Genomic DNA, 24,881 nt, shown 5'->3' on the forward strand with positions numbered 1-24,881 from the left:
AGAACCGGCACATGGACCAGACCCTGCACGACTTCGTGCTCAACCTGCTGACCGACCCCGACGCCAAGTCGGCGTTCGAACTCGACCCGGAGGGCGCGCTGCAGGCCGCCGGGCTCACCGACATCACCGCCGCCGACGTGCAGGACGTGGTCCCGCTGGTCGTGGACTACGCACCGGTGAACGGGCTCGCGCCGGTGACCGCGGTGGCCGGGCAGCTCGGGGTCGACCCGCTGCTGGCCGACACCACCAGCGTCGTCGCCCAGCTCCAGTCCGTGCCGCAGGACATCGCCATCGGCAGCTCCTACTCCGGTGTGGACGTCAAGGCCGGCGTCCTGGGCGCCCTCGCCGTCGACCCGACGGGCGTCGCCGCCGGGGCGGCCGTGCTGCCCGGGATCGGCCTGGGCGTCGGGCCGGGCGGCGTCGACACCGACCTGATCGGCGTGCACGACGTCGCACACACCCTCGACGCCGACGTGGTGGGCGTGGTGGACACCGCGGCCGACCCGGTGGTCGGCGACGTGGCCGGCACCGTGGGCCACCCGGACGGTCTGCTCGACGGCACCGACGCCGGTCTGCTCGGCACCCCGGACGGTCTGCTCGGCGGTCACGGGCTGCTCGGCGGCGACGGTCTGCTCGGCGGCACGCTCTCCGGCACCCAGGGCCAGGTCGCCGGTGTCGTCGGCCCGCTCGGCGTCGACGACACCCTGGGCGGGCTCGGCATCAGCGACTCCGGCGGCGTGGTCCCGGACGTCGACGTGCCGTCCACCGTGGGCGGCGTGACCCACCAGGTGGATGGCGTCCTGTCCGGCGTCACCGGCACGGTGGGCAGCGTCACCGGCGACGTCACCGACGGTGTGGACGGCCACGCCGGGATCCACGGCGACGCTTCCGCGTCGGCCGGCGGCGGGCTGCTGGGCCTCGGCGACGGTCTGCTCTGACCGGGGTCCGACGGGAGCGGAAAGCCGGATCGGCACTGCCGATCCGGCTTTCTCCCTGTTTCGGCGCAGATCCCCTCTTGATAATTGATTCGAAATCCGCACACTTGGTGCGGTGATGGCGGGGATCTGGCTGGACGCGCTCGACGAGATTGCCCGTACGTGCCGCGAGCACGGGCGGGCGGACCTATTGCTGGCGGTCCGGCAGAAGCGGGCTCAGCTGCTCGACCCGAAGCTGCGCGTCCTGGTCATCGGCGAACCGAACCAGGGCAAGAGCCAACTCGTCAACGCGATCGTGAACGCGCCGGTGTGCCCGGTCGGCGACGGGCGCACCACCGTCCTGCCGACGGTGGTGCAGCACGCCGAGGTCGCGTCGGCCACGGTGGTCCAAGCCGCGTCCGCGCCGGGGCGGGCCGTCGGCACGTCCGTTCCGGTGCCCGCCGAGCGGACCCCCGTGCCGCTGGACCAGATCGCCGCCGGGGTGGCCGGCACGCTCGGCCGCCGGCCCGGCGGCGGCCCGGCGTACGTCGAGATCGGACTGCCGCGCGCGCTGCTCGGCGCCGGACTGGTGCTGGTGGACACACCCGGCGCCGACGAGGTGGCCGTGCTGGGCGCCGCCGCCCCGCCCGCCGCGCTCCACCACGCCGACGCGGTGCTGCTCGTCTCCGACTCGACCCGGGAACTGTCGGTGGCCGAGCTGAACATGCTGCTGCACGTCACCCGGCAGCATCCGAACGTGGCGGTGGTGCAGACCAAGACCGACCTGGTGCCGGACTGGCGCGCGGTCGCCGAGCGCAATCGGCAGCACCTGGCCGAGGCCGGCGTACCGGCGGCGCTGATCCCCGTCTCGGCGGCGTTGCGGCTGCGCGCGGCGGCCGCCGACGACCACGGGCTCAACGCCGAGTCGGGCTTCCCGCTGCTGATCGCCCGCCTGCAGCGGGACCTGACCGGCAAGGCCGACGTGCTGGCCCGGGCCTCGGTCGCGATGATCGCCCGCACCGTGGTGGAGCAGCTCGCCGCGCCGCTGCGCGCCGAGCTGGAGAGCCAGGAGGCGGAGGAGCAGTCTGGCCCGATCTCCCGGCTGCACGCGGCCCAGCGCGAGGTCGACGAGCTGCGCCGCTGCTCCACCCGCTGGCAGAACACCCTCGCCGACGAGATGGCCGACCTGCTCTCCGACATCGAGTACGACCTGCGCGACCGGACCCGGCAGATCCTGCGGATGGTCGACGAGGCGTTCGACACGGCCGATCCGCTGGTCGCCTGGGACACCTTCCAGGAGTGGCTGCAACAAAGCCTGGTCGAGGCGGCGGAGGCGAACCACGAGTGGTTGGCGCAGCGCTGCGACTTCGCCGCCCGGCGGGTCGCCGGCAACTTCGCCCGGTACGGCTACGACGTGCTGCCGCCCTGGTCCATGACGGTGCCGGAGGATCTCCTGGACCGGCTGCCGGAGATCGAGCGCCCGACCATCGACCGGTTCACCGTGAGCCAGAAGGCGATCACCGGCATGAAGGGTTCCTACGGTGGCCTGCTGATGTTCGGCCTGGTGATGACGCTGGCCGGCATGCCGATGATCAACCCGGTCTCGATCGGCGCCGGCGCGCTCTTCGGCGGCAAGAGCATCCGGGACGAGAGCAGGCAGCTGCTCCGCCGCCGGCAGGCAACCGTCAAGACGGCGGTCCAACGGCACGTCGACGACTTCTTCGTCCGGACGACCAAGGAATGCCGGGACACCACCCGGCAGGTGCAGCGGATGCTCCGGGACCACTTCACCGCGCTGACCGAGGAGTTGCAGGAGGCCATCATCCAGTCGTTCCGTACCGCGAAGCAGGCCGCCGACACCGACGCGGCGGTCCGCGACCAGCGGCAGCGCGAGATTCGGCTGAAGATGACCCGGCTGGCCGCCGTCTACGAGCAGGCCCAGCAGTTGACCGCGCCCCGACCGGCCCGGCCGCTGGAGCCCCGGGCATGACCGTCGGCCTACGGCTGGACGAGGCGGTCTGGGGCCTGCTGCACCAGGCCCTCCAGCTCTACCGGGACAATCCCCGGGCCACCGATCACCTCCGGCACCAGCTCGCCCAGCTGGAGCAACCGCTGCGGATCGCGATCGCCGGCCCGTGGCGGTCCGGCAAGTCGACCGTGCTGAACGCGATCATGGGCGAGGAGGTCGCGCCGGTCGACGGCCCGGACGGCAGCGGCGTCTTCACCTGGTACGAGGACGGTCCGCAGCCGCGCGCCACCGCCTACTCGACGAACCAACCCCCGCAGGAGCTGGCGGTGGCCAAGTCCGCGACCGGAATGCGGGTGGATCTCGTCGGCTGGCGGGCGGGCGAGCTGCGCGACATCGTCGTGCAATGGCCGACCCGGGCCCTGCGGCAGGTGACCCTGATCGACACACCCGCGATCACCGGCCCCGACGAGCAGGGGCGGTCGCCGGTCATGGACCGGGTGCTGCGGGACGCGGACGCGGTGCTGTTCCTGACCCGCGACGGCCGCGGCACCGACCTGCGCGTCCTGGAGTCGACCCGGGACAGCGCCGTCGGGCAGGCCGCCCCGGTGAATGTGATCCTGGTGCTGTCCCGGGTCGACGAGGCCGGCGGCGGACGGGTCGACGCGCTGCTCACCGCCCGCCAGCTCGCCCGACAGCAGTACCGCGACCCCCGGGTGAACGCGCTCTGCGTCGACCTGGCGGCGTGCAGCGGGTTGATCGGGCTGGCCGGCCGGGTGCTCAGCGAGTCGGACTTCGCCGCGCTCGCGCAACTGGCCCGGGTGTCCCGCGAGGACCTGGAGACGCACCTGCTGTCCGCCGACCGGTTCGTCCGCGGTGAGCTGCCGGTGCCGCTGGACCCGGGGGTACGCGCCGCGCTGCTGGACCGGCTCGGCCTCGCCGGGGTCAGGCTGGCGACCACCCTCGTCCGTACCGGCTGCGACAGCCGGGTCAAGCTCTCCGCGGAACTGATCCGACGCAGCGGCCTGACCGAGTTGCGCGAGTCGATGTCCCGCTTCTTCGTCGACCGACGGGACACCCTCAAGGCTCGCTCGGCGCTGGCCGGGGTGGAGGCGCTGGTACGGGCCGAGCCCGGCCCCGGCACCGGCGAGCTGCTCAGCGCGGTGGAGCAGATCCTCGCCGGCGCGCACGAGTTCCGGGAGCTGTGCCTGCTGGCTGCGCTCCGGAACGCCCGGCTCGGGTTCGACGCCGAGCTGGCCGAGGAGGCGCGGCGCCTGGTCGGCGGTGACGGGGTCGGCCTGGCCATCCGGCTCGGTGTGGAACACGACGCGACCGTGCAGCGGCTCTGGGAGGCGGCCTCCGACGCGCAGTGGCGGTGGCGGGACCTCGCGGAGGATCCCCTGCTCCGGCTGGCCCAGCGGCGCGGCGCGCAGGTCGTCGTCCGCAGTTGCGAGGGGATGCTCGCCGAGCTGGCCGAGGGCGGCCGTTGAGCCGCCGCCCCGATCAGCGTTGCCCGTAGGGCCCCGCGTGGCCGGGTCCGGCGGTGTGCCGGGCACACCGCCGGAGCCCGTTCAGGCCGCCACGGCCGTCGCCGCCGTCACCTCGGCCGGGCCCAACCGGACCGCGTCGGCCGCCGCGTCGTCGGGCTGGTCGTGGGCGGCCCGTTCGGCCCGGATCCACGCGACGTAGTCCGTCACCTCCCGGTCGGTCCGCTCGTCGTCCCAGCCGAGGACCGGCGCCATCAGCGTCGCCGCCGCCAGGGCGGCGGTCAGGCCACGGTCGAAGGTCTCGATCGAGATGTGGGTACGCCGGGTCAGCACGTCCTCCAGGCGCAGCGCCCCCTCGGCGGACGCCGCGTAGACGACCTCCACCCGCAGGTAGTCCTCCGCGCCGTCGAGCGGCTCGCCGAGCGTGGGGTCCTCCCGCAGCAGCGACAGCACCTCGTCGACGGCGGCGCCGTAGCGCCGCAGCAGGTGCTCCACGCGCTCGGTGTGCAGGCCGAACTGCTGCGCCAGCCGGCGGCGCTGGTTCCACCGGGCGACGTAGCCCTCCGCGCCGAGCAGCGGAACCCGGTCGGTGCACGAGGCGGGCACTGCGGCGTCGAGGCCGCGCACCGCCTCGTCGACCGCGTCGCGGGCCATCACCCGGTACGTCGTGTACTTGCCGCCGGCCACCACCACGAGTCCGGGCGCGGGGCTGACCACGGTGTGCTCCCGGGACAGCTTGGCGGTCGCGTCGGACTCCCCGGACAGCAGCGGGCGCAGGCCGGCGTACACGCCTTCGACGTCGTCGCGGGTCAGCGGGGTGGCCAGCACCGCGTTGACGTGCTCCAGCAGGTAGTCGATGTCCCGGCTGGTCGCCGCCGGATCCGCCTTGTCGAGGTCCCAGTCGGTGTCGGTGGTGCCGATCAGCCAGTGCCGGTCCCAGGGGATCACGAACAGCACGCTGGACTCGGTGCGCAGGATCAGGCCGGTGCTGGACCGGATCCGGTCGCGGGGCACCACGAGGTGGATGCCCTTGGAGGCGCGCACCTGGAGCTGGCCGCGCTCGCCGACGAGGGCCTGGGTGTCGTCGGTCCACACTCCCGTGGCGTTGACCACCTGCCGGGCACGCACCTCGAACACCCGGTCGGTCTCCTGGTCGTGCACCCGTGCGCCGGTGATCCGGGCACCCTCGCGCAGGAAACCCACGACGCGGGCCCGCGACAGCGGGTGCGCCCCGTGCGCGGCGGCGGTGCGGACCAGGAAGGTCACCAGCCGGGCGTCGTCGACCTGGGCGTCGTAGTACTGGAGGGCGCCGACCAGCGCCTCGGGCCGCAGCGACGGGCAGGCGCGCAGGGCCGCGCGGCGGCTCAGGTGCCGGTGGGCCGGCACGCCGCGGGCGTGGCTGCCGGACAGGCTCATCGTGTCGTAGAGCAGCACGCCGGCACCGGCGTACAGCCGTTCCCAGCCCCGGTGGCGCAGCGGATAAAGGAACGGCACCGGACGGACCAGGTGCGGGGCGAGCCGCTGCAGGAGCAGGCCCCGCTCGCGCAGGGCCTCGCGGACCAGCCCGAAGTCGAGCATCTCCAGGTAGCGCAGGCCGCCGTGGATGAGTTTGCTGGACCGGCTCGAGGTGCCGCTGGCCCAGTCGCGGGCCTCGACGAGCCCGACCGACAGGCCCCGGGTGACGGCGTCGAGCGCGCAGCCGGCGCCGGTGACGCCGCCGCCGATCACCAGGACGTCCAGTTCCTGGCCGCTGTCGAGGGCGGCCAGGGACCGCTCGCGGGCGGCCGGTGACAGTGTCGCGGAGTGCATCAGTCTTCTCTCCTGTGGAGGGTTCGGGCGGCCGGCGGCGGGCGCCGGCCGCCCAGATCCGTACGGGGGTGCGGTGGGGTCAGTCGACGTCGACCCAGTCGAGGGTCCGCTGGACCGCCTTCTTCCACCGGGCGTAGCCGGTCTCGCGCTGCTCCGGGGACCAGGCCGGCTGCCAGCGCCGGCTTTCGTTCCAGTTCTCGCGCAGCTCGTCGGTGTTCTTCCAGAAGCCGACGGCGAGGCCGGCGGCGTACGCCGCGCCCAGCGCGGTGGTCTCGGCGACCACCGGGCGGCTGACGGGGACGCCGAGGATGTCCGCCTGCATCTGCATGCACAGGTCGTTGACGGTGACCCCGCCGTCGACCTTGAGGCACTCCAGGTGCACCCCGGAGTCCTGCTCCATCGCATCGGCCACGTCGCGGCTCTGGTAGCAGATGGACTCGAGGGTGGCCCGGGCGATGTGGGCGTCGGTGTTGAACCGGGAGAGGCCGACGATCGCGCCGCGGGCGTCGGAGCGCCAGTACGGGGCGAACAGGCCGGAGAACGCGGGCACGAAGTAGACCCCGCCGTTGTCCTCCACCTGGCGGGCCAGGATCTCGCTCTGCGCCGCACTACTGATGATCTTGAGCTGGTCGCGCAGCCACTGCACGGCCGAGCCGGTGACCGCGATCGAGCCTTCGAGCGCGTACACCGGCGCCTCGTCGGCGAACTTGTAGCACACCGTGGTGAGCAGCCCGGCCTTCGACCGCACGATCTCGGTGCCGGTGTTGAGGAGCATGAAGTTGCCCGTGCCGTAGGTGTTCTTCGCCTCGCCCGGCGCGAAGCAGACCTGCCCGACCGTGGCGGCCTGCTGGTCTCCCAGGTCGCCGGTGAGCGGGACCGCGCCGCTGAACGGGCCGTTCATGGCGCAGCTGCCGTACGAGCGCGGGTCGGACGACGGCCGGATCTCCGGCAGCATGGCGCGGGGAATGTCGAAGAAGGACAGCAGCTCGTCGTCCCAGTCCAGCGTCTCCAGGTTCATCAGCATGGTGCGGCTGGCGTTGGTGGGGTCGGTGACGTGCACCCCGCCCTCGACGCCGCCGGTGAGGTTCCACAGCAGCCAGGTGTCGGTGTTGCCGAAGACGGCCTCACCGCGCTCGGCGGCCTCGCGCACCCCGCCGACGTTCTCCAGGATCCACTGGATCTTTCCCGCCGAGAAGTACGTCGCCGGCGGCAGGCCGGCCTTGCGCCGGATGACGTCGCCCTTGCCCTCGCGTTCCAGCGCCGAGGCGATCCGGCCGGTGCGGGTGTCCTGCCAGACGATGGCGTTGTAGTAGGGGCGGCCGGTCCGGCGGTTCCACACCACGGTGGTCTCCCGCTGGTTGGTGATGCCGAGCGCGGCCAGGTCGGCGGCGGTCAGGCCGCGGGCGTTCATCGCGGTCTGGATGACCGTCTGGGTCCGCTCCCAGATCTCGAGGGGGTTGTGCTCCACCCAGCCGGCCTGCGGCAGGATCTGCTCGTGTTCGAGCTGGTGGCGGCCGACCTCGTTGCCGCCGTGGTCGAAGATCATGAAACGGGTGCTGGTGGTGCCCTGGTCTACCGCGCCGACGAAGTCAGGCATGCGGGTGTCTCCTTCTGGTTCGTCGAGAGATGCGGGTCGGCGGATGTCAGATGCGGGCGAGCTCGGCCTCGGCCGAGGCGGTCTCGGTGGCCAACGTGCCCGGCTCCAGCTCCTCGCTGGGCAGGAAGCGCCCGACGACCAGCTCGTAGAGGCCGGCGCCGATGACGCCCCCGACCAGCGGCCCGACGATCGGCACCCAGAAGTACGGATATCCGCTGGTGTCCTGGAAGGCCGTCTCGTAACCGGTCAGGAAGGAGGCGAGCCGGGGGCCGAAGTCGCGGGCGGGATTGATGGCGTAGCCGGCGTTGGCGGCGAAGGCCATGCCGATCGCGACCACGATCAGGCCGACGATCAGCGGGGCGAGGTTGCCGCCGGGCAGCGAGTTGCGGGCGTCGGTGACCGCCAGGACGAGGAACAGCAGGATGGCAGTGCCGATGATCTGGTCCCGCAGCGCGCCCCACTCGCTCACGCCGACGCCCGGCAGGGTGGAGAAGACACCCTGGCTCTTGCTGGTGAGGCCGGGGTCGAACCGGGACAGCGTCTCGCTGTAGTTCCAGCGGATGATCAGGGCCGCGACGAACGCGCCGGCGGTCTGGGCCAGCGCGTACGGCAGCACCTTGCGCCACGAGAAGCCCTTGAACACCGCCAGGGCGACGGTGACCGCGGGGTTGAGATGCGCGCCGCTGATGCGGCCCGCCACGTACACGCCGAGCGTGACGCCGAGACCCCAGGCCCAGGCGATGCTGTCGAACTCGCCGGTTCCCGCGGCGGCCACCTGGGCGACGACGCCCACGCCGAACAGGATGAGAATCGCGGTGCCGGCGAACTCGGCGGCCAACTCGCCGACGAGTCCGGGGCCTTTCAACCGTTGCGCCATGGTTCCTCCAACGCGGTGGGGATGGCGGCCCTCCCGTCCGGGAAAGCGGAGGGTCGGTCGGTGACGCTGCGATGTCGGACGTCACCGTTCGGTGAACCGTAGGAAACCCGTGGGGCCGGGTCAACGAACCCCGGTCGACAATGTCGAACACTGTTGCGGCGGCCGGATCGCCGTTAGCATTCGGCCCCATGCCGGGTCAGGTGCAGTCCATCGCGCGGGCCGCGGCGATCCTCCGCCTGCTGGCCAGCAGCTCCGGCCGGCTCGGCATCGGGGAGATCGCCCGGTCCCTCGACCTGCCCAAGGGCACGGCGCACGGCATCGTCCGCACCCTGCAGGACGTCGGCTTCGTGGAGCAGGACAAGACCTCCGGCAAGTACCAGCTCGGGGCGGCCCTGCTGCACCTGGGCACCAGCTACCTCGACGTCAACGAACTGCGCTCGCGCTCCATCAACTGGGCCGACCCGCTGGCCGCGCGCAGCGGCGAGGCCGTCCGCATCGGCACCCTGTTGGACGGCAAGGTGCTGGTGGTCCACCATGTCTTCCGGCCCGACGACACCCTGCAGACCCTGGACGTCGGGTCCCTGCTGCCCCCGCACGCCACCGCGCTCGGCAAGGTCCTGCTCGCCTACGACGTGGGCGCCGCCAACGCGGTCATGCAGGGCGAACCTGAGCCGTACACGCGGCGCACCCTGGTCACCGCCCGCACCCTCACCCGGGCGCTGACCGGCATCCGGGACAACGGCTGGGGCGCCGAGATCGAGGAGATGACCCTCGGCGAGGCCGGTATCGCCGCGCCCATCCGCGGCTACGGCGGTCTGGTCGTGGGCGCGATCGGGCTCTCCGGCCCGGTCGACCGCGTCTGCGACGGGCAGGGCCACCCCCGCCCGGCCCTCGTCGCGTACGTCCGCGACGCCGCCCGCGCGGTCTCCCGGGACCTCGGCGCGGCCCGCTGGTGATCCGTCCACCCTGCTCCGCCTCCGCCCAGAGAGGACGAGGAATGACTGACAGCTACGTCGTCTCCATCGACCAGGGCACCACCTCGACCCGCTGCATCGTCTTCGACCGCCGGGGCAACCTCGTCTCGGTGGCCCAGCGGGAGCACCAGCAGCACTTCCCCCGGCCCGGCTGGGTTGAACACGACGCGCTGGAGATCTGGCGCAACGTCGGGAAGGTGGTGCCCCGGGCCCTCGCCCAGGCCGGCATCGTCGCCGGCCAGGTCGCCGCGATCGGCATCGCCAACCAGCGGGAGAGCACCGTCGTGTGGGACCGGCGCACCGGGGTCCCGGTCGCCCCGGCGATCATCTGGCAGGACACCCGCACCGACGCCCTGGTGGAGACGCTGGCCGGGACGCCCGGCGCCGAGGACCTCCCGCAGCGCTGCGGATTGCCGCTGACCACCTACTTCTCCGGCCCGAAGTTGCGCTGGCTGCTCGACCACACCCCCGGCCTGTACGAGCGGGCCGAGCGGGGGGAGGTGCTCTTCGGGACGATGGAGAGCTGGCTGATCTGGAATCTCACCGGTGGTCCGGCGGGCGGTCTGCACCTGACCGACGTGACCAACGCCAGCCGGACGATGCTGATGGACCTGCGTACGCTCGCCTGGCACCCCGACTCGCTGGCCTTCTTCGGCATCCCGTCCGCCATGCTGCCCGAGATCCGCTCCTCGTCGGAGGTGTACGGCACCGCGACCGACGTCCTGCCCGGCGTCCGGATCGCCGCGGCGCTCGGGGACCAGCAGGCGGCCCTGTTCGGCCAGACCTGCTTCGCGCCGGGCGATGCCAAGTGCACCTACGGCACCGGCAGCTTCCTGCTGCTCAACACCGGCGCGGAGCCGGTGCACTCCACCCACGGGCTGCTCACCACCGTCGGCTACCAGATCGGCGGCGAGCCGGCGGTCTACGCCCTCGAAGGCTCCATCGCGATCACCGGGTCCCTGGTGCAGTGGTTCCGCGACCGGCTGGACCTGATCAGTACCGCGCCGGAGATCGAGACCCTGGCCCGGACGGTGGACGACAACGGCGGCTGTTACATCGTGCCGGCCTTCTCGGGGCTGTTCGCGCCGCACTGGCGCAGCGAGGCACGCGGGGTCATCGTGGGTCTCACCTCGTACATCACCAAGGGGCACCTGGCGCGGGCGGTGCTGGAGGCCACCGGCTGGCAGACCCGGGAGGTGGTGGACGCGATGAACGCCGACTCCGGCCTGGACCTGACGGCACTGCGGGTGGACGGCGGGATGACCGCCAACAACCTGCTGATGCAGTTCGTCTCCGACGTGCTCGCGGTGCCGGTGGTGCGCCCGATGGTCGCCGAGACGGTCTCCCTCGGCGCGGCGTACGCCGCCGGGCTGGCGGTCGGCTACTGGCCCGACCTGGAGGGGCTGCGCAGCAACTGGCATCTCGCCGCCCGCTGGCTGCCGGAGATGGACGAGGCCGTCCGCGCCGAGGAACGGGAGAACTGGGAGCGCGCGGTGGAGCGCACCTTCGGCTGGATCAAGCCGGCGGCCCGGGCCGCCAACGAATGACCGACCGCGCCGGCCACGCTCCCCGGATCCGAGCGGATTGCTCGCCTTCCTCGATGAACAGCAGCGCTGAACGAGCGCACCGAGCGCGAACCCGTTGTCGTACCCGCATGGGAGCATGACCTGATGGCGACATCGAAGCAGCCGGTCACGGTCCCGACCGAGGCCAGCGTCGACGACTTCCTGGCCGCGGTTCCCGACGAACGCCGGCGGGCCGACGCGCAACGCCTCCGCTCGATTCTGCGCGAGGTGACCGGCGAGCCGGCGGTGATGTGGGGTTGCTAGCTGTTGCACGTTGTTTCATCTTCTAATCAATGTCCTTATAGGATAGCCGTGTGAGGTTGGGCGAGTGGGCGGCACGCAACGGTGTGCACTCCCAGACCGCTTGGCGGTGGGCTAGGGACGGCAAGATGCCCGTGCCAGTGGTGCGTACCGCTACCGGGACTTGGCTAGTGCAGGAGCCTGACGCCCCTGCGGCTGGCCGGTTGGTGGCGTACTGCCGGGTGTCCTCGTCCGACCAGAAGCCTGACCTGGATCGGCAGGTTGCCCGGGTGGTCGCGGGAGCGACCAGGGTCGGGCTTGCGGTGGGTGAAGTCGTCACGGAGGTCGGCTCCGGACTAGACGGCCGGCGTCGCAAACTCGCCTCTGTCCTCGCCGACCCCGAAGCGGCGGTGATCGTGGTCGAGCACCGCGATCGCAGGCGCGCTTGGCCTGCCGATTCACCACCGGCACGATCCGAGTGGAGCCGGACCGCCGTCATGTCACCCTGCCCAGACTGGGCACGATCCGCACCCACGAATCCACACGCAAGCTTGAGCGTCGTATCGCAGGCGGCAGCGCCCGCATCCTCTCCGCCACTGTGAGGTTCGAGCGCGGGCGCTGGTTCGTCTCCTTCCAAGTCGAGGTCGAACGCGCCGAGCGCACCCCGGCCCGCCCGGACGTCGCGGTCGGGGTGGACCTGGGCGTGAAATGCCTCGCCGTCCTCGCCGACAGTCGAGGCGAGATCCGCCACGTGCTCAACCCGGCGCACTACGACACCGCCCTGAAGGCCCTCAAACGCCTGTCGCGGCGGGTTTCCCGCCGCCATGGGCTGGACCGGCGCACCGGCCAGACGCCCTCGAAACGGTGGCTGAAAGCCAACGCGGAACGTAACCGGGTACACCACCAGGTGGCGAACCTGCGTACCGACGCGCTGCACAAACTCACTACAGCGATCAGCGCCGAGTACGGCACGGTGGTGGTCGAAGACCTGAATGTCGCCGGGATGCTCCGCAATCGGCGCCTGGCAAGGAAGATCGCCGACGCCGGATTCGGAGAGATCCGGCGACAACTGACCTACAAGACCGGCTGGAACGGTGGACAGGTCCATGTCGCCGATCGCTGGTTCCCTTCCTCGAAGACCTGCTGCGGGTGTGGCGCGGTGAAAGCCAAACTGCCGCTGCACGCGCGCGCTTTCTGCTGCGATGTATGCGGCCTGGTGATGGACCGGGACGCTAACGCCGCCTGCAACCTCGCCGCCCTTGTGACGGCCAGCACCACCGGCACCGGAGTGGCCGGAGACCGGGGCGCGAAAGCGCCGAAGCCTCGTGGAGCCGACCAGAAGACCCGCGTCACCCTTCCCAGCCGTATGGCCGGGGCGGGGCGGGCAGGTGGCGCAACCCTGCCACGACAGCGGCAGGCGGAAGCGAGAGACCGTCATCAGGACACCGCGACCCTCACATTGCGGTGACACCGTTACGGACCTTCCGCGCGGAAACGCACGGATTGCTGACACCGGACGACGGGATCAGCAACGGCCCGAGCATCGTCGGCTTCGGCAGCTACCGCTACACCTACGAGAGCGGGCGCACAGGCGACTGGCCGCTGGCGGGCTTCTCGCCGCGAAAGCAGCAGCTCGTCGTCTACCTGGTGGGCGGGTTCGAGGAGCGGCACGCGCCGGTCCTCGCCCGGCTCGGTCCGCACAAGACCGGCAAGGGCTGCCTCTACCTGAAACGGCTCGACGATGTCGACGAGACCAGCCTCCGCGAGCTCATCGACCGCACCGTGCGGGTGCACAAGGGCGTCGACCGGGCCGGCGAACACCGCCGATAGCGGCCTGGCGGCCCCCCTTTCCGTTCGGTGATCAACGGACTACGGTGGGTGCCACGCTCGTGCCGGCGAACCGGGGGTGCCCATTGGAGGAGTTCGACTACGTCGTGGTGGGTGCCGGCTCGGCCGGCTGTGTGCTGGCCAACCGGTTGACCGAGGATCCGGGCACCCGGGTGCTGCTGATCGAGGCGGGTGGTTGGGACCGCAGTCCCTTCGTCCGCATCCCCAAGACCTTCAGCCGGCTGATGGACAACCCGCGCACCGCCTGGCACTACCCCGCCGACGCGGGGCCGGCGCGCCGCGAGGTCTGGCAGCGGGGTCGCATGATCGGCGGTTCCAGCTCGATCAACGGCATGGTGTACGGCCGCGGCGGCCGGCTCGACTACGACGGGCTGGAACGCCTCGGCAACCCCGGCTGGGGATGGGACACCATGCTGCCGATCTTCAAGCAGCTGGAGGACAACCCGTTCGGCGCCTCCGAGGTACGCGGCGCCGACGGGCCACTGCGGCTGTCCAGCGCGACCGACACCGACGAGCTCTGCGAGGAGACGATCGCCGCCGGGGTGGAGCTGGGCTGGCGCCGGGCGGACGACCTGAACGCCGACGACGACGAGCGGATCGGCTATGTCATGGCGACCATTCGCGACGGTCGCCGGTTCAGTGCCGCCGACGCCTTCCTGCATCCGGTCCGCAACCGGCCCAACCTGACCATTGCGGTGGGGACCGTCGCGCTCCGGGTCCTCGTCCAGCAGGGCCGAGCCATCGGGGTGCGCGCCCGGCGGCACGGGCGGACGGTGGACTACGCGGCCTCCGCCGAGGTCATCCTCGCCGCCGGCGCGATCGCCACCCCGCAGTTGTTGCAGGTTTCCGGCATCGGTCCGGCCGACACGCTGCGCCGCGCCGGCGTCGACGTGCTGGTCGACCGGGCCCGGGTGGGAACCGGCCTGCGGGAGCACCGGTCGATGCCGGTGCAGTTCCGGCTGACCGCCGCGGGCGGCTACAACCCGTTGCTGGGCAGCCGGCTCGGTCAGGGGCGGGCCATGCTGCGTTACCTGCTGACCCGCCGGGGGCCGCTCGCCCTGCCGGTGTACGACGTCGGGGCGCACATCCGGTCCGACCCGGAGGCCGATCATCCCGACACGCAGTTGCTGATCGCGCCCTTCTCGGCGGCGCCACAGCGCCCGGGGCACGCGCTGGAGCTGGAGACCGAGCCGGGGCTGATGGCCCTGGCGACGGTGACCCGGCCGGACAGCGAGGGCAGCCTGGCCATCACGTCGGCCGATCCGGAAACGCCACCGCGGATCGTCGCCAACTACTTCGATACCGCGCATGACCGTCGCGTCGCGGTGAGCGCCTTCCGGCGGATGCGGGAGCTGTTCGCCACCGCGCCGATCGCGAAGCGGATCTCCGCGGAGACCCTGCCCGGTCCGGGTGTCCAGGACGACGACGAGATCATCGACGCGGCCCTCGCACTCGGCTACTGCGGCTACCACGCGGTGGGCACCTGCGCGATGGGCCCGGACCACGAGTTCGTGGTCGACCCGCAGCTCCGGGTGCGCGGCGTGGACGGCCTACGGATCGTCGACGCCTCCGTCCTGCCGGTCCTGGTCTCGAGCTACCTCAACGCCCCGGTGATGGCACTGGCCTGGCGGGCCGCCGACCTGATCCTTGATCGGCGACAGTAGGACCCCCGCACCCTGGCGAATCCTCGCCTCCGCCACCCGGAGCCCGCATGTCCGAGCAGTCCCCCGCCGACGTACCCGAGGTCATCCGCTCCCGGCGGTGGCTGCTTCCCGCGGCGGGGCTCGCCGCCGTGCTGGTGCTGCTCGTCGCCGTCGCCATGGCCTGGTCCGCACCGGAGCGGCCGTCGGCCGCCCGGCCGGCCGCGGAACTCACGCCGGTCACGACGGCCGCCGGCACGCCCACCCCGAGCGCGGCACCCACCCCGTCGGGCAGCGTGCGGCCGGCGGTCACCCCCACCCCGGCCCGCACCGCGCGGCCGACCCGGCCACCGGCCCCGGCCAGGTCGAGCAGCGGTCCGACCCGGCGGCCGAGCAGGTCCGCTACCTCGACCGCTCCCAGCCGACCTGGACCATGCGGCTGGCCCTGTCCGGCCACTGCGGCGACTCGTGGTACGTGGTGGCCGGTAACGCCACCATCCCGCAGACCCTCAAACCGGGTGTGGGGCCGTTCGGCGGCGGCAAGCTGAACTGGGAGACCGGCGGGGTTTGCTGACCCGGGAGCACCGCCGGCTACCCGCGGCTACCGCAGCCCGGACAGCCCCCGCCGGGCACTGACCGGACGCCGCACGTCATGCGGGACGAGGATGATCGTGCGGCCGGCGGCGTTGAGGCGGCGTAGTGCGCGTCGAGGTAGATCGTGCGTCCCCGCCGGCGCCGGGCAGCACCGCCATCAGCGTGGCGACCCGTCCCATCGGGAAGGGGCGCCACGGCAGCGCCCGATGTCAGCGGCGGTTGTAGCGGTACATCGTCAGCACACCGAAGACCACCACGAACCCGGCGCTCCACACCAGGGTCCACATCGTGCTCGACGGATCGGACGCCCCCGACATCACCGCGCGCACCGACGCCACCAACTGCGTCACCGGATTGACCTTGACGAACGCCTGGAGCCAACCCGGCATCGTGCCTGGCTCGACGAACACGTTGCTCAGGAACGTCAGCGGGAACAGCACCATCATGCTGACGCCCATCACGGACTTCTCGCTGCGCAGGACCAGGCCGAAGAACGTCCACACCCAGGAGAACGCGAACGAGAAGACGACCAGCAGCCCGATCCCGGCCAGTACGCCCGGCAGCCCGCCGCCCGGCCGGAACCCCAGCACCAGCCCGACGCCCAGGATGACCAGGGCCGCGAGGATGTAGCGCAGCACGTCTCCGATGATCATGCCGACCAGGGCGGCCGGCCGCCAGACGGGCAGCGTCCGGAAGCGGTCGAAGACGCCCTTCTCGATGTCGGTGTTGAGCCCGACCCCGGTGTACATGGTGATCATCACGACGCTGGTCACCATGATGCCGGGCAGGAAGAACTGCAGATAGTCCCGGGGGCTGTCGGCGAGGGCGCCGCCGAACAGGTACGTGAACATCAGCACCATGATGATCGGAAACGCCGTCACGTCGAAGAGCTGCTCCGGCACGTGCTTGATCTTCAGAAGGGCGCGCCAGCCGAACGTGAGCGACGCTGAGAGGGCGCTCGGCCTGGGCGGTCGCGTACCGGGCGCGAGCACCGTACCGAGGGCGTCGGCGGACGGGACGTAGACGGACGGGGCGCGGCCGGTCGTGGTAGCGGCGTTGCTCATCGCGCTGCCTCCAGCTGGTCGTCCCGCTCGTCCGTGGAGACGGCGGGGTGGTCGGTAAGGGCCAGGAAGACCTCGTCCAGGCTCGGCTGACCGAGGGAGAAGTTGTCGACGGCGATGCCGGCGCGGGCCAGGTCGGACAGCGCACGGGCGGCCTGCTCACTGGCGTCGAGGTCGCTGCCGTCGCCCCCGACGCGGGCCGTCAGCGCGACCGGGTCGGGCTCGAGCTGTACCGGAACGCCCAGCGCCGCCTGGAGCAGCCGCTCGGCCGCCGGACGCTGCCCCGGGTCGCGCAGCCGCAGGTGAACCGTGCCGGAGCCGACCGACGCCTTCAGCTCACCCGGCGTGCCCTCCGCGATCACCCGGCCGTGGTCGACCACCGCGATGCGGCCGGCGAGCTGATCGGCCTCGTCCAGGTACTGCGTGGTCAGTAACACGGTCGTGCCGTGCGCCACCACGGCCCGGACGATCTCCCACACCTGGTTGCGGCTGCGCGGGTCGAGGCCCGTCGTCGGCTCGTCCAGGAACAGCAGGTCAGGGGTGTTGAGGATGCTCGCCGCGATGTCGATGCGCCGCCGCATGCCGCCCGAGTACTTCTTGACCTGGCGGTCGCCCGCCTCGGTCAGGCCGAACGCGGCCAGCAACGCCTCGGCACGCTCCCGGGCGGCCGCCCGCTTCAACCCGAGCAGCCGACCGAGGAGCACCAGGTTCTCCGTCCCGGTCAGGTCTTCGTCCACTGAGGCGTACTGGCCGGTGAGACTGACCCGGGCGCGCACGGCGTCCGCCTCCTCGACGACGTCGTGGCCGAACACCCGAGCCCGGCCGCCGTCGGGACGCAGCAGCGTCGCCAGCACGCGCACCGCCGTGGTCTTGCCCGCCCCGTTCGGACCGAGCAGGCCGTAGACGGTGCCGGCGGGGACCTGAAGATCGATGCCGGCCAACGCGCGGGTCGCCCCGAACGACCGGGTCAGGCCCTCGGCCTCGATGGCCAGGCCGGTGGTGCGTCTGCTCATGACCGCTACCTTCCTCGTGCGCGTTCTGGAGACTTGACCCGCCGGCCGCGCAGCCGTCGCACGGCGCAGGGCGATGCCGGCGATGCCGGCACCACCTGCGGCGCGGTGCGGACCGTGCGGAGCTGGTCGACCGTGTGCAGGCCCATTCAACGGCAGCCGTACGACACAACGCCATCGCGCGCAACAGCCGGCGTCGATGAAACCCGCAGGAGGTAAAGGAGGGACAAGGTCCGGCGGACCGTCGCCGGTCGACCTACAGTGTGGGAATGTGGGAGTCCGTTGCCGCGCCGGTGGTGGGTTTGCTGGCCGCCGTGGCCGTGGCTGCCCCGACGCCGACACCCGCCCGGCCGGTGGACGCCGCGCCGGTGCTGACGTCGACGCCGTTCGGCGCGCTGCCCGGGCAGCAGGTGACCCACGTCGTCACGATCTCCGGTGGCGGCACCCTCACCAACACGCGGGTCACGTTCACCACCACGGCCGATCTCGACGGTGTCACGGCGAGCGCGGAGCCGGGTCGGTGTACGGCGTCCCCTCGTACGGTCGTCTGCGAGCTCGGCGATTTGCGCCTGAGCACCGCCCCGTCGGTACCGAAGATCACCATTGCCGGGCGGGTCCGCCCGGGTGTGCCGCCGGGCACGCTGGTCCGCAACCGGGTCAGTGTCACCTCGGTGGAGTCCACCGCGACGGGCGCCCAGTTCGCCAGCAACGCGTACCTGCTCCCGGGGGCGACGGCGACGCCCACCGATCCGGCGCTGGAGTCGCCGGTGGCGAGGGAGGCCCTGCCGGGCGGACGGTCGATGCGGGTGCCGGCCGTCGCGGCGATCGTGGTGGCCGGCGCGGTCGCCGCGGCTGCCGTGCTGACGCGTCGGCGGCTGCGGCTGCGGCACGGCCCGCCGCCGGCTGGCGGGCTGTAACGACCAGGCACCGGGATCCGATGTAGCAGGGGACGGGGAACGGGGTCGGCGGCAGGAGTACGGCATGGATCGACGGTGCTGGAGGCGGGCCACGCTGGCGGCGCTCGCCGGGGCGGCGGCGCTGGTGACGACGTCCGTCTGCCTGGATGCCGGGACGGCGACCGCCGCGGCACCGACCTCGGTGCAGGAGCCGCTGCCCCTGCCGACCCTGCTGCCCCTGCCCAGCCCGTCGCTGACCGTGTCGCTGCCGCCGGTGAACCTGCCGACGGTGACCCTGCCGCCCATCAAGCCGCCGACGGTCAAGTTGCCCACTCCGAAGCCGCCGACCGTCCCGTCGGCCACTCCGTCGACCGGACCGACGGCGGCACCCGGGACCACCCCGCCGGCCGCCGGCACGCCACCGCGAGCGGCCGTCCCGGGCCCGCCCGGCGACGGCGGTTCGGTGGTGAGCCCCGCTGCCGCCGGCGCGCTGATCGGCGCCGACCCGGGCGCCGACCTGTATCCCCAGCCACCGGTGGACGCCGCCGACACGCCCCAGGCCCGTCGGGTCGCCGCTCTCACCGACGTCCAGCACCGGATTCAGTACCTGCACAACGTCCTCGCCCGGACCCGGGACGACCTGACCCGGGTGCGGCGCGACCCGGATCCGGTGCTGCAACTGATGACCGCGCTCACCACCGGCGCGGACCCGGATCCGGCGCCGCCGTTCGCCGTGGCGGACTCCGCGGAGGTGGTCGACACCCCCGCCGGCCACGCCGTCGCGCTGTCCGGCGCGATCGCCTCCGGCGAGGCCGAGCTCACCCGCCGCGAGCGGGAGGAGGCAGCCCTGCGGCAGGAGATCGACCGCCAGGTACGCGCCGTGCCCGCCGTGGCGGCACCGGCCCGCGGCACCGCCACGGCCGGCGGGGGCAGCCTCGGCCTCCCGCTGCGAGGCCGCCTCACCAGCAGGTTCGGCACCCGGCTCGACCCGTACTTCCACGTGTGGCAGTTGCACCCCGGGGTTGACCTCGCCGCCCCCGTCGGCACCCCGATCGTCGCCGCGGCGGACGGCCGGGTCACCCGGGCCGGCTGGTACGGCGGCTACGGCAACTACACCTGCCTGGACCACGGCCGCGCCGACGGGCAGCGGCTGTCCACCTGCTACGGCCACCAGTCCCGGCTGCTCGTCTCGGTCGGTCAGCGGGTACGCGCCGGCCAGGTGATCGGGCTGGTCGGGTCGACCGGCGCCTCCACCGGCCCCCACCTGCACTTCGAGGTACGGCTCGGCGGCCGGGCCGTGGACCCGCTGCCCTGGCTCTGAGCGACGGCACCCGCTCCACACTGGTCGGCTGCCTCAGCCGCCGGTCAACCCGATCGCCGGCGCGCCGGTGCTCAGCCGGCGCGCCGCAGCCGCCCGGCCTCCCCGCCTCGGAAGTCGAGGAGCACCAGGGTCTCGCCGTCCAGGCCGGCTCGCCAGGACGAGGAGAGCCAGGCCCCGACCGGCGCGCTGTCGCAACCGATCAGCGTGCTGAAACCGGTGGTGGCGAGGAGGGCTCCGCCCGGGCCCGCGATCCAGCGCCCGGCCTGGCGGTTGCAGCCGTCGGAGCCGCGCCACTCGCCGTCGGCGCCGAACTCGACGTACGCCCGCTCGGGCCCCGACGCGGGCACCCACCTCCCGACGAGCCGGTCCGCCTCGGCCGGGGTCAGCGTCACGGGCAGCGCGGCTGCGGGTGCGGACCACCGCCGGACCTCGTCGGTGGCCTGCGGCGGTTCGACCTCGGACGCCGCCAGGTCCGGGCCGGCGGTCGGTTTCGCGCCCGGCAGCAGCCGGGCGACCAGCGCGCCCTCGCCGTCCAGGAGCACCCGCGTGTCGCCCTCGACCCGGTACGACCTGACCAGCCGCAGCCAGTCCGGGGTCAACCTGTCGGCCTTCGCGCAGCCGGTCCGGCCCTCGGCTCCCGAGGCGCCGAACATGCCGACCACGAACAGCCCACCGGCGTCGGCCCGCCAGGAGCCGACCAGCATCCCGCAGCGGCCGAAGAGCTGAACCCGGTCGGGTGCGAGGCGCAGGATGCCGTCGGGTTCCTCGGCGACCTCCGCCAGCCGCCAGTTGCCGATCAGCGCCACCGGATCGGCCGGTCCCGGGCTCCCGGTGCTGCCGAGCTGCGGGCTGTCCGGGACGCCGGCCCACGTCCCGCCCTGCCCGCCGCAGCCGGCCGTCAGCGCTCCGACCGCGACCATCGCCACCAGGTAGTTTCGCCGGCTCATCACGTCCCGCCGTCCCCTCCGCCACCGGCTGCCCGCCGCTTCAGACGGTTGGACGGCCTGGTGCGCCTCCCGGTTGCGCGCCGGCGACGCCTGAACGGCGCGGACTCATCGGACGCTGACTGTGATCTTGTCGAAGTCGGGCGCCGCCGAGTACGGGTTGAACATCGTCAGGGTGTTGGGTCCGGGTCGGAGGGCAACCGTCACGACCATGGTGCCGACGCTGCTCCAGCCGCCGGTGCCCGGGAAGGTCAGCGTGATCGCGGGTCCGCCGTTCACGCTGACCTGCCCGACCCGCGGGGACTCACCGTTGACGTAGGCGATCGTCACGGTGGCCGAGCCGCCCGTCCGGGCGGTCACGCCGTTGAAGCGCAGGGTTCCCATGCCGCGACCGATGTTGCCCACCTTCTGCTGACCGGAGCAGCCGGAACAGGTGAAGATCCGGATGTTGTCCAGCCCGTTCGCCGCCGACTCGGCCTCGTACGACGTCACCACCGGCGGCGCCGCCGGGGTGGCGGGCCGGGCGGACGTGGTGGTGGGCGGTGGGACGACGGACGGCCGAGCCGCGGGTGGGGTCGCGGGTCGGCTCTGCGCCGATCCGACGCGCACGTCCCCGCCGGCAGGCGTGACCGGGGACGGCGGCGACGCGGCGGCACCGTCATCACCCTGCCCCCCGGTCGTCGCGCCGGCTGCCGGGGGACGACTCGCCGAGCTCGGATGCCCGGTGTCGAGGTCCAACGTGACCGCCGCCAGCGCCAGTACGACGATCAGGTAGCCGACTCCCGCGACCGTCAACACCCGTGCCGGCCCGAGCTGCCAGATGCGGTCAGAGCCGTCTCCATGACGTGGGCTCACCCTCGCGCTCCCCTTCGCACCACGTTGGGCCGGCGCGGACGACCCACGGCCGGTGTGGCAGGTGACACACGAGTGTATAGGCGTTGAACGATTCCCACCGCCCGTCGTCCAGTCAGCGCCCGCGTACCGGGGTTCGCAGGCGCCCGGTCCGGTCGGGTCCCATGGAAAACGACCTGATCCTCCCGGCCAGCGCCTCGCCGTCACCGAGAAGCGATCGTTGCACCGGCCGACAGCAGTCTCTCCGCCAGCGCGCGACAGCGCCTCCGGAGCTCCGGAGGGTCGAGCACCTCGAAGTCGTGCCCAAGCAGGAGCACGTGCATGAGCACGAAGTCGAGGCTGCCGGCGCCACTGAGCACCTCGCAGAGCTCGCTCCCTCGCCGTCGTACGACGGCCGCCGACGCCGGAATCTGCGCGCGCACCGTGTCGGCCGACGCGTGCACGAGGAAGCGCGCCTGGAGCGGGTAGGCCCGACTCGCCACACCCTCCTGCACGTACGTCGCCGCGTCGGGCGTCGGGCGCGGGCGGAAGCGCCAGGTCCGTGCGGACACATCGGTCATCCGGTCGACGCGGAAGCTGCGCCAGTCGTCGCGTTCGAGGTCGTAGGCGAGGAGGTACCAGCGCCGGTCGGAGGCGACCAGGCGGTAGGGCTCGACCCGCCGCCGTCGCACCTTGCTCCCGGACAGGTAGTCGAAGCCGGCCTCGACCTCGTCGCGGCAGGCTCTGGCCAGCGTCATGAGCACCTCGGAATCGACCGGCGTACGGCCTCCGCCGAAGGACTCCACCGAGCCGGAGAGCGCGCGCACCTCGTGCCGCAGCCGGGTGGGCAGCACCCGATCGAGCTTGGTCAGCGCCCGGAGTGCGGCGTCGCCGGCGCTGGCGACGCCGCCACCCGCACCGGCGAGCAGCGAGACCGCGGTGGCGATCGCCTCCTCGTCGTCGAGCAGCAGCGGCGGCAGATCCCGCCCCGGGCCGAGCCGGTAGCCGCCGCCGACACCCTGGCTGGCATGCACCGGATAGCCGAGCGTGCGCAGCCGCTCGACATCACGCCGTACCGTGCGCGGCGTGACCCCGAGCCGGTCGGCGAGCTCGGGGCCGGTCCAGACCTGGCGCTGCTGCAGCAGCCCGAGCAGGGTGAGCACCCGCTCCGTCGTACTGCGCACGTCACCGCTTGCCACGTCCATGTCGCCCACCCTGTCAGAGATCGCGGACCGATTCTGTCCGCCAGGGGTGTCAGGGTGGCTCCATGGAGGCAGACGAACTCGACTGGAACCGGACGCTGCGCGAGTGGCCGATCTGGTGCTGCACGTGCACCGCGAGCTGATCCACCACCTGTCCGAGGTCTGCCTGCCGCGCGACCTCTACCTGCACACGAAACCCACTACGAACGGAGCAACCCGATGAGCCGCCACCTCCAGGTCACCTTCGACGCCCACGACCCGCGGGCGCTGTCGTCGTTCTGGCGCGACGTACTGGGCTACGTCCACCCCGGGCCGCCCGGAGTCGACCTGCCCGAGGACGCCGACCCGCTGGCCGCGTGGGACGACTTCCTCGCGCGGATCGGCGTACCGGAGGAGCAGCGCAACACGAGATCGGCCATCGAGGACCCGGACGGGCCCGGCCCACGGCTGTTCTTCCAGCAGGTGCCGGAGGACAAGGTCGCCAAGAACCGAGTCCACCTCGACGTCCGTGCGGCTCCCGGACTGCAGGGAGAGGAGCGGATGGCGGCGCTGGAGGTCGAGTGCGAGCGGCTCGTCGCGCTGGGAGCGACGCGGGTGCGTCGCTACGAGCCCGCTCCCCCGATGAGCGCCGGCTTCATCGTGATGACCGACCCCGAGGGCAACGAGTTCTGCCTGGACTGACGCAGCTCGGCGGTAGTCGCCGGTCGGGGCCAGGTGTCGGCGCGGACCGTGCGGAGCAGGAAGCCGGGCAGAAAGAGCTCCCGCTCGTCGTCGAGGTCGACGTGGTTCAGACGCCGGAGGGGAAGGTCTCCGGCTCCCGCGCCCGGCCGGTGTGCAGGGGACGCACCCCCTGGGTGGCGTCGAACCAGCAGAAAGCGTCGTACCGGTCGCCCAGCACGGTGGGCACGTAGTTGCCCAGCCCTTCCCGCTCCGGGTGGTAGACCACCCCGATCGCCCGATGGTCCAGCTCGTCGGTGAGCACGTCGGGTCGGTCGGCCCGAGGGAAGACGAAGAGCGCCCGCTCGGGGGCCGACCGGTGCAGCACGTCCTCCAGGGTGCCGGTCATGGCCGGCGGCACCGCCATCAGCTCCGTGGGCGCGCCCCAGGCCCCGCCCGCGACGACGGCGCCGTGGTGAGTGCCGAAGCCGACCAGCACCACCTGGTCGACGCCGTACCGCTGGCGGGCCAGCTGACCGATGTTGATCTCCCCGGCGTCGGCCATGTCGGTCGCCCGGGCATCACCGACGTGGGTGTTGTGCGCCCACACCACGGCCTTCGACCCGGGTCCGTAGTGGTCGAGGAGCCGGTCCAGGGTCTCGTCCATGTGCCGGTCCCGAACGTTCCAGGACTGGCGCCCGCCGGCGACCATCGTCCGGTAGTACCGTTCCGCGCCCGCCACCACCTCGGCGTTCTGCCGGGCGGCGAAGCGCGCATCCGGGTCCGTGTCGGCCGGGCCGGGGCCCTCGGCCGTGGCGCGGAGCGCCACCAACAGGTCGACGACCTCGTTTTCGCAGCTGGTGGGCACGAACCTGGTGGCCCTCGCGTACTCCTGCGGGTCCTCCCGGTACGGCTCGAAGCAGCGGTACGCGGCCAGCGCGGCGGGCACCAGCCCCGGCTCCCGCTCGCGCAACCAGACCAGGATCTCCCGCAGCGACTCCCAGAGTGAGTAGACGTCCAACCCGTGGAAGCCGACCCGGCGCTCCGGGTCCACGCCCGCGTTGTGCCCCCGCAACCAGCGGCAGAAGTCGACGACCTCCTCGTTCGCCCACATCCAGGTCGGCCAGCGCTCGAACGCGGCCAGGGCGTGGTACGGGTCCTCCGGCGCGTCGGCCCGGCGGCGGACGCTGCGGTCCACCCGGTCGCAGTCCGGCCAGTCCCCCTCCACGGCGACCAACGAGAAGCCCTGCTCGGCGATCAGGCGCCGGGTCAGCTCCGCCCGCCACCGGTAGAACTCGTGCGTACCGTGGCTCGCCTCGCCCAGCATCACCACCCGGGCGTCGCCGATGCGGTCCAGGAGGACATCGAGATCCCCCGCGTCCGTCAGCGGCGCGGCCAGCGCCACCACCTCGTCCGCGTACCGCGCCACAGTCCCTCCCGTCGGTGCC

The 24,881-nt window shown here is 72.6% G+C and carries 22 protein-coding genes and 1 pseudogene; 14 read left to right on the forward strand and 9 right to left on the reverse strand.

Annotated features, from left to right (window positions below):
* Positions 1-11 precede the first annotated feature (11 nt).
* From ACFOYX_RS33565 to ACFOYX_RS33575, 3 genes are all read left to right on the forward strand, one after another.
* Entirely contained in the window at positions 12-938 is a 927-nt protein-coding gene (locus ACFOYX_RS33565; protein WP_322438789.1) for an IniB N-terminal domain-containing protein, read from the forward strand.
* A gap of 115 nt (positions 939-1,053) precedes the next feature.
* Positions 1,054-2,904: a dynamin family protein gene (locus ACFOYX_RS33570; protein ID WP_322438790.1), complete on the forward strand. Its 1,851-nt coding sequence runs from the start codon at positions 1,054-1,056 to the stop codon at positions 2,902-2,904.
* The gene (locus ACFOYX_RS33575; RefSeq protein ID WP_322438791.1) at positions 2,901-4,370 is read left to right on the forward strand and encodes a dynamin family protein; all 1,470 of its coding nucleotides are present in this window, start codon (positions 2,901-2,903) and stop codon (positions 4,368-4,370) included. Before ACFOYX_RS33570 ends, ACFOYX_RS33575 begins: the two co-directional genes overlap by 4 nt.
* Before the next feature lie 81 nt (positions 4,371-4,451).
* On the opposite strand, the gene ACFOYX_RS33580 is transcribed toward ACFOYX_RS33575, so the two are convergent.
* The 3 genes from ACFOYX_RS33580 to ACFOYX_RS33590 form a co-directional block, all read right to left on the reverse strand.
* Positions 4,452-6,176, reverse strand: coding sequence for a glycerol-3-phosphate dehydrogenase/oxidase (locus tag ACFOYX_RS33580; RefSeq protein ID WP_322438792.1), 1,725 nt, complete (start codon positions 6,174-6,176; stop codon positions 4,452-4,454).
* Positions 6,177-6,255: 79 nt separating this feature from the next.
* On the reverse strand, positions 6,256-7,773 hold the full coding sequence (glpK, locus tag ACFOYX_RS33585; protein ID WP_322438793.1) for a glycerol kinase GlpK: 1,518 nt from the start codon (positions 7,771-7,773) through the stop codon (positions 6,256-6,258).
* 46 nt (positions 7,774-7,819) lie between these two features.
* Entirely contained in the window at positions 7,820-8,650 is an 831-nt protein-coding gene (locus tag ACFOYX_RS33590) for an MIP/aquaporin family protein (protein ID WP_109802112.1), read from the reverse strand.
* 188 nt (positions 8,651-8,838) lie between these two features.
* Between ACFOYX_RS33590 and ACFOYX_RS33595 the strand changes: the two genes are divergently transcribed.
* The 8 genes and pseudogenes from ACFOYX_RS33595 (at position 8,839) to ACFOYX_RS33630 (ending at position 15,491) form a co-directional block, all read left to right on the forward strand.
* Positions 8,839-9,606, forward strand: coding sequence for an IclR family transcriptional regulator (locus ACFOYX_RS33595; protein WP_322438794.1), 768 nt, complete (start codon positions 8,839-8,841; stop codon positions 9,604-9,606).
* A 41-nt stretch (positions 9,607-9,647) separates the two neighbouring features.
* Positions 9,648-11,171, forward strand: a complete 1,524-nt coding sequence (gene glpK, locus ACFOYX_RS33600) for a glycerol kinase GlpK (protein ID WP_322438795.1) — start codon at positions 9,648-9,650, stop codon at positions 11,169-11,171.
* 123 nt (positions 11,172-11,294) lie between these two features.
* Positions 11,295-11,453 (forward strand): hypothetical protein, encoded by a 159-nt coding sequence (locus ACFOYX_RS33605; RefSeq protein ID WP_322438796.1) that lies wholly within the window; start codon positions 11,295-11,297, stop codon positions 11,451-11,453.
* 125 nt (positions 11,454-11,578) lie between these two features.
* A pseudogene (locus ACFOYX_RS33610) lies at positions 11,579-11,806 on the forward strand (recombinase family protein); the annotation flags it as partial.
* Between the two features lie 68 nt (positions 11,807-11,874).
* Complete coding sequence (tnpB, locus tag ACFOYX_RS33615) at positions 11,875-12,897, forward strand: IS607 family element RNA-guided endonuclease TnpB (protein WP_322438797.1); 1,023 nt, start codon at positions 11,875-11,877, stop codon at positions 12,895-12,897.
* Positions 12,898-12,932: 35 nt separating this feature from the next.
* Positions 12,933-13,259 (forward strand): DUF1801 domain-containing protein, encoded by a 327-nt coding sequence (locus ACFOYX_RS33620; RefSeq protein ID WP_322438798.1) that lies wholly within the window; start codon positions 12,933-12,935, stop codon positions 13,257-13,259.
* Positions 13,260-13,342: 83 nt separating this feature from the next.
* Entirely contained in the window at positions 13,343-14,941 is a 1,599-nt protein-coding gene (locus ACFOYX_RS33625) for a GMC family oxidoreductase (protein WP_377534717.1), read from the forward strand.
* 97 nt (positions 14,942-15,038) lie between these two features.
* Complete coding sequence (locus tag ACFOYX_RS33630; protein WP_322438800.1) at positions 15,039-15,491, forward strand: hypothetical protein; 453 nt, start codon at positions 15,039-15,041, stop codon at positions 15,489-15,491.
* 229 nt (positions 15,492-15,720) lie between these two features.
* On the opposite strand, the gene ACFOYX_RS33635 is transcribed toward ACFOYX_RS33630, so the two are convergent.
* Together ACFOYX_RS33635 and ACFOYX_RS33640 are read right to left on the reverse strand one after the other, a co-directional pair.
* The gene (locus tag ACFOYX_RS33635) at positions 15,721-16,575 is read right to left on the reverse strand and encodes an ABC transporter permease (RefSeq protein WP_109805404.1); all 855 of its coding nucleotides are present in this window, start codon (positions 16,573-16,575) and stop codon (positions 15,721-15,723) included.
* On the reverse strand, positions 16,572-17,585 hold the full coding sequence (locus ACFOYX_RS33640; RefSeq protein WP_322438801.1) for an ATP-binding cassette domain-containing protein: 1,014 nt from the start codon (positions 17,583-17,585) through the stop codon (positions 16,572-16,574). The genes ACFOYX_RS33635 and ACFOYX_RS33640 overlap by 4 nt, the downstream gene beginning before the upstream one ends.
* Before the next feature lie 266 nt (positions 17,586-17,851).
* Between ACFOYX_RS33640 and ACFOYX_RS33645 the strand changes: the two genes are divergently transcribed.
* Both ACFOYX_RS33645 and ACFOYX_RS33650 read left to right on the forward strand, forming a co-directional pair.
* A complete protein-coding gene (locus ACFOYX_RS33645; RefSeq protein WP_322438802.1) occupies positions 17,852-18,499 on the forward strand; it encodes a hypothetical protein in 648 nt (215 codons plus the stop codon).
* 64 nt (positions 18,500-18,563) lie between these two features.
* On the forward strand, positions 18,564-19,799 hold the full coding sequence (locus ACFOYX_RS33650; protein WP_322438803.1) for a peptidoglycan DD-metalloendopeptidase family protein: 1,236 nt from the start codon (positions 18,564-18,566) through the stop codon (positions 19,797-19,799).
* Positions 19,800-19,870: 71 nt separating this feature from the next.
* On the opposite strand, the gene ACFOYX_RS33655 is transcribed toward ACFOYX_RS33650, so the two are convergent.
* From ACFOYX_RS33655 to ACFOYX_RS33665, 3 genes are all read right to left on the reverse strand, one after another.
* Positions 19,871-20,746 carry a hypothetical protein gene (locus tag ACFOYX_RS33655; protein WP_322438804.1) on the reverse strand — a complete coding sequence of 292 codons (876 nt, stop codon included), beginning with the start codon at positions 20,744-20,746 and terminating at the stop codon, positions 19,871-19,873.
* Positions 20,747-20,851: 105 nt separating this feature from the next.
* The gene (locus tag ACFOYX_RS33660) at positions 20,852-21,598 is read right to left on the reverse strand and encodes a hypothetical protein (protein ID WP_322438805.1); all 747 of its coding nucleotides are present in this window, start codon (positions 21,596-21,598) and stop codon (positions 20,852-20,854) included.
* 200 nt (positions 21,599-21,798) lie between these two features.
* Positions 21,799-22,779 (reverse strand): YafY family protein, encoded by a 981-nt coding sequence (locus ACFOYX_RS33665; RefSeq protein ID WP_322438806.1) that lies wholly within the window; start codon positions 22,777-22,779, stop codon positions 21,799-21,801.
* A gap of 216 nt (positions 22,780-22,995) precedes the next feature.
* Between ACFOYX_RS33665 and ACFOYX_RS33670 the strand changes: the two genes are divergently transcribed.
* Positions 22,996-23,457 (forward strand): VOC family protein, encoded by a 462-nt coding sequence (locus ACFOYX_RS33670; RefSeq protein WP_109805037.1) that lies wholly within the window; start codon positions 22,996-22,998, stop codon positions 23,455-23,457.
* 106 nt (positions 23,458-23,563) lie between these two features.
* On the opposite strand, the gene ACFOYX_RS33675 is transcribed toward ACFOYX_RS33670, so the two are convergent.
* Positions 23,564-24,862 (reverse strand): erythromycin esterase family protein, encoded by a 1,299-nt coding sequence (locus ACFOYX_RS33675; RefSeq protein WP_377534720.1) that lies wholly within the window; start codon positions 24,860-24,862, stop codon positions 23,564-23,566.
* Positions 24,863-24,881 lie beyond the last annotated feature (19 nt).

Source organism: Micromonospora sp. GCM10011541 (genome assembly GCF_042650725.1).
Classification (GTDB): domain Bacteria; phylum Actinomycetota; class Actinomycetes; order Mycobacteriales; family Micromonosporaceae; genus Micromonospora; species Micromonospora sicca.

Excerpts from the sequence above, each read along its gene's own strand:
- glpK (WP_322438795.1), top strand. The coding sequence starts at position 9,648 with ATGACTGACAGCTACGTCGTCTCCATCGACCAGGGCACCACCTCGACC.
- ACFOYX_RS33655 (WP_322438804.1), bottom strand. The coding sequence starts at position 20,746 with ATGAGCCGGCGAAACTACCTGGTGGCGATGGTCGCGGTCGGAGCGCTG.
- ACFOYX_RS33635 (WP_109805404.1), bottom strand. The coding sequence starts at position 16,575 with ATGAGCAACGCCGCTACCACGACCGGCCGCGCCCCGTCCGTCTACGTC.
- ACFOYX_RS33640 (WP_322438801.1), bottom strand. The coding sequence starts at position 17,585 with ATGAGCAGACGCACCACCGGCCTGGCCATCGAGGCCGAGGGCCTGACC.
- glpK (WP_322438793.1), bottom strand. The coding sequence starts at position 7,773 with ATGCCTGACTTCGTCGGCGCGGTAGACCAGGGCACCACCAGCACCCGT.
- ACFOYX_RS33605 (WP_322438796.1), top strand. The coding sequence starts at position 11,295 with ATGGCGACATCGAAGCAGCCGGTCACGGTCCCGACCGAGGCCAGCGTC.
- ACFOYX_RS33590 (WP_109802112.1), bottom strand. The coding sequence starts at position 8,650 with ATGGCGCAACGGTTGAAAGGCCCCGGACTCGTCGGCGAGTTGGCCGCC.
- ACFOYX_RS33570 (WP_322438790.1), top strand. The coding sequence starts at position 1,054 with ATGGCGGGGATCTGGCTGGACGCGCTCGACGAGATTGCCCGTACGTGC.
- ACFOYX_RS33595 (WP_322438794.1), top strand. The coding sequence starts at position 8,839 with ATGCCGGGTCAGGTGCAGTCCATCGCGCGGGCCGCGGCGATCCTCCGC.
- ACFOYX_RS33565 (WP_322438789.1), top strand. The coding sequence starts at position 12 with ATGGACCAGACCCTGCACGACTTCGTGCTCAACCTGCTGACCGACCCC.
- ACFOYX_RS33650 (WP_322438803.1), top strand. The coding sequence starts at position 18,564 with ATGGATCGACGGTGCTGGAGGCGGGCCACGCTGGCGGCGCTCGCCGGG.
- ACFOYX_RS33670 (WP_109805037.1), top strand. The coding sequence starts at position 22,996 with ATGAGCCGCCACCTCCAGGTCACCTTCGACGCCCACGACCCGCGGGCG.
- ACFOYX_RS33665 (WP_322438806.1), bottom strand. The coding sequence starts at position 22,779 with ATGGACGTGGCAAGCGGTGACGTGCGCAGTACGACGGAGCGGGTGCTC.
- ACFOYX_RS33645 (WP_322438802.1), top strand. The coding sequence starts at position 17,852 with ATGTGGGAGTCCGTTGCCGCGCCGGTGGTGGGTTTGCTGGCCGCCGTG.
- ACFOYX_RS33580 (WP_322438792.1), bottom strand. The coding sequence starts at position 6,176 with ATGCACTCCGCGACACTGTCACCGGCCGCCCGCGAGCGGTCCCTGGCC.
- ACFOYX_RS33575 (WP_322438791.1), top strand. The coding sequence starts at position 2,901 with ATGACCGTCGGCCTACGGCTGGACGAGGCGGTCTGGGGCCTGCTGCAC.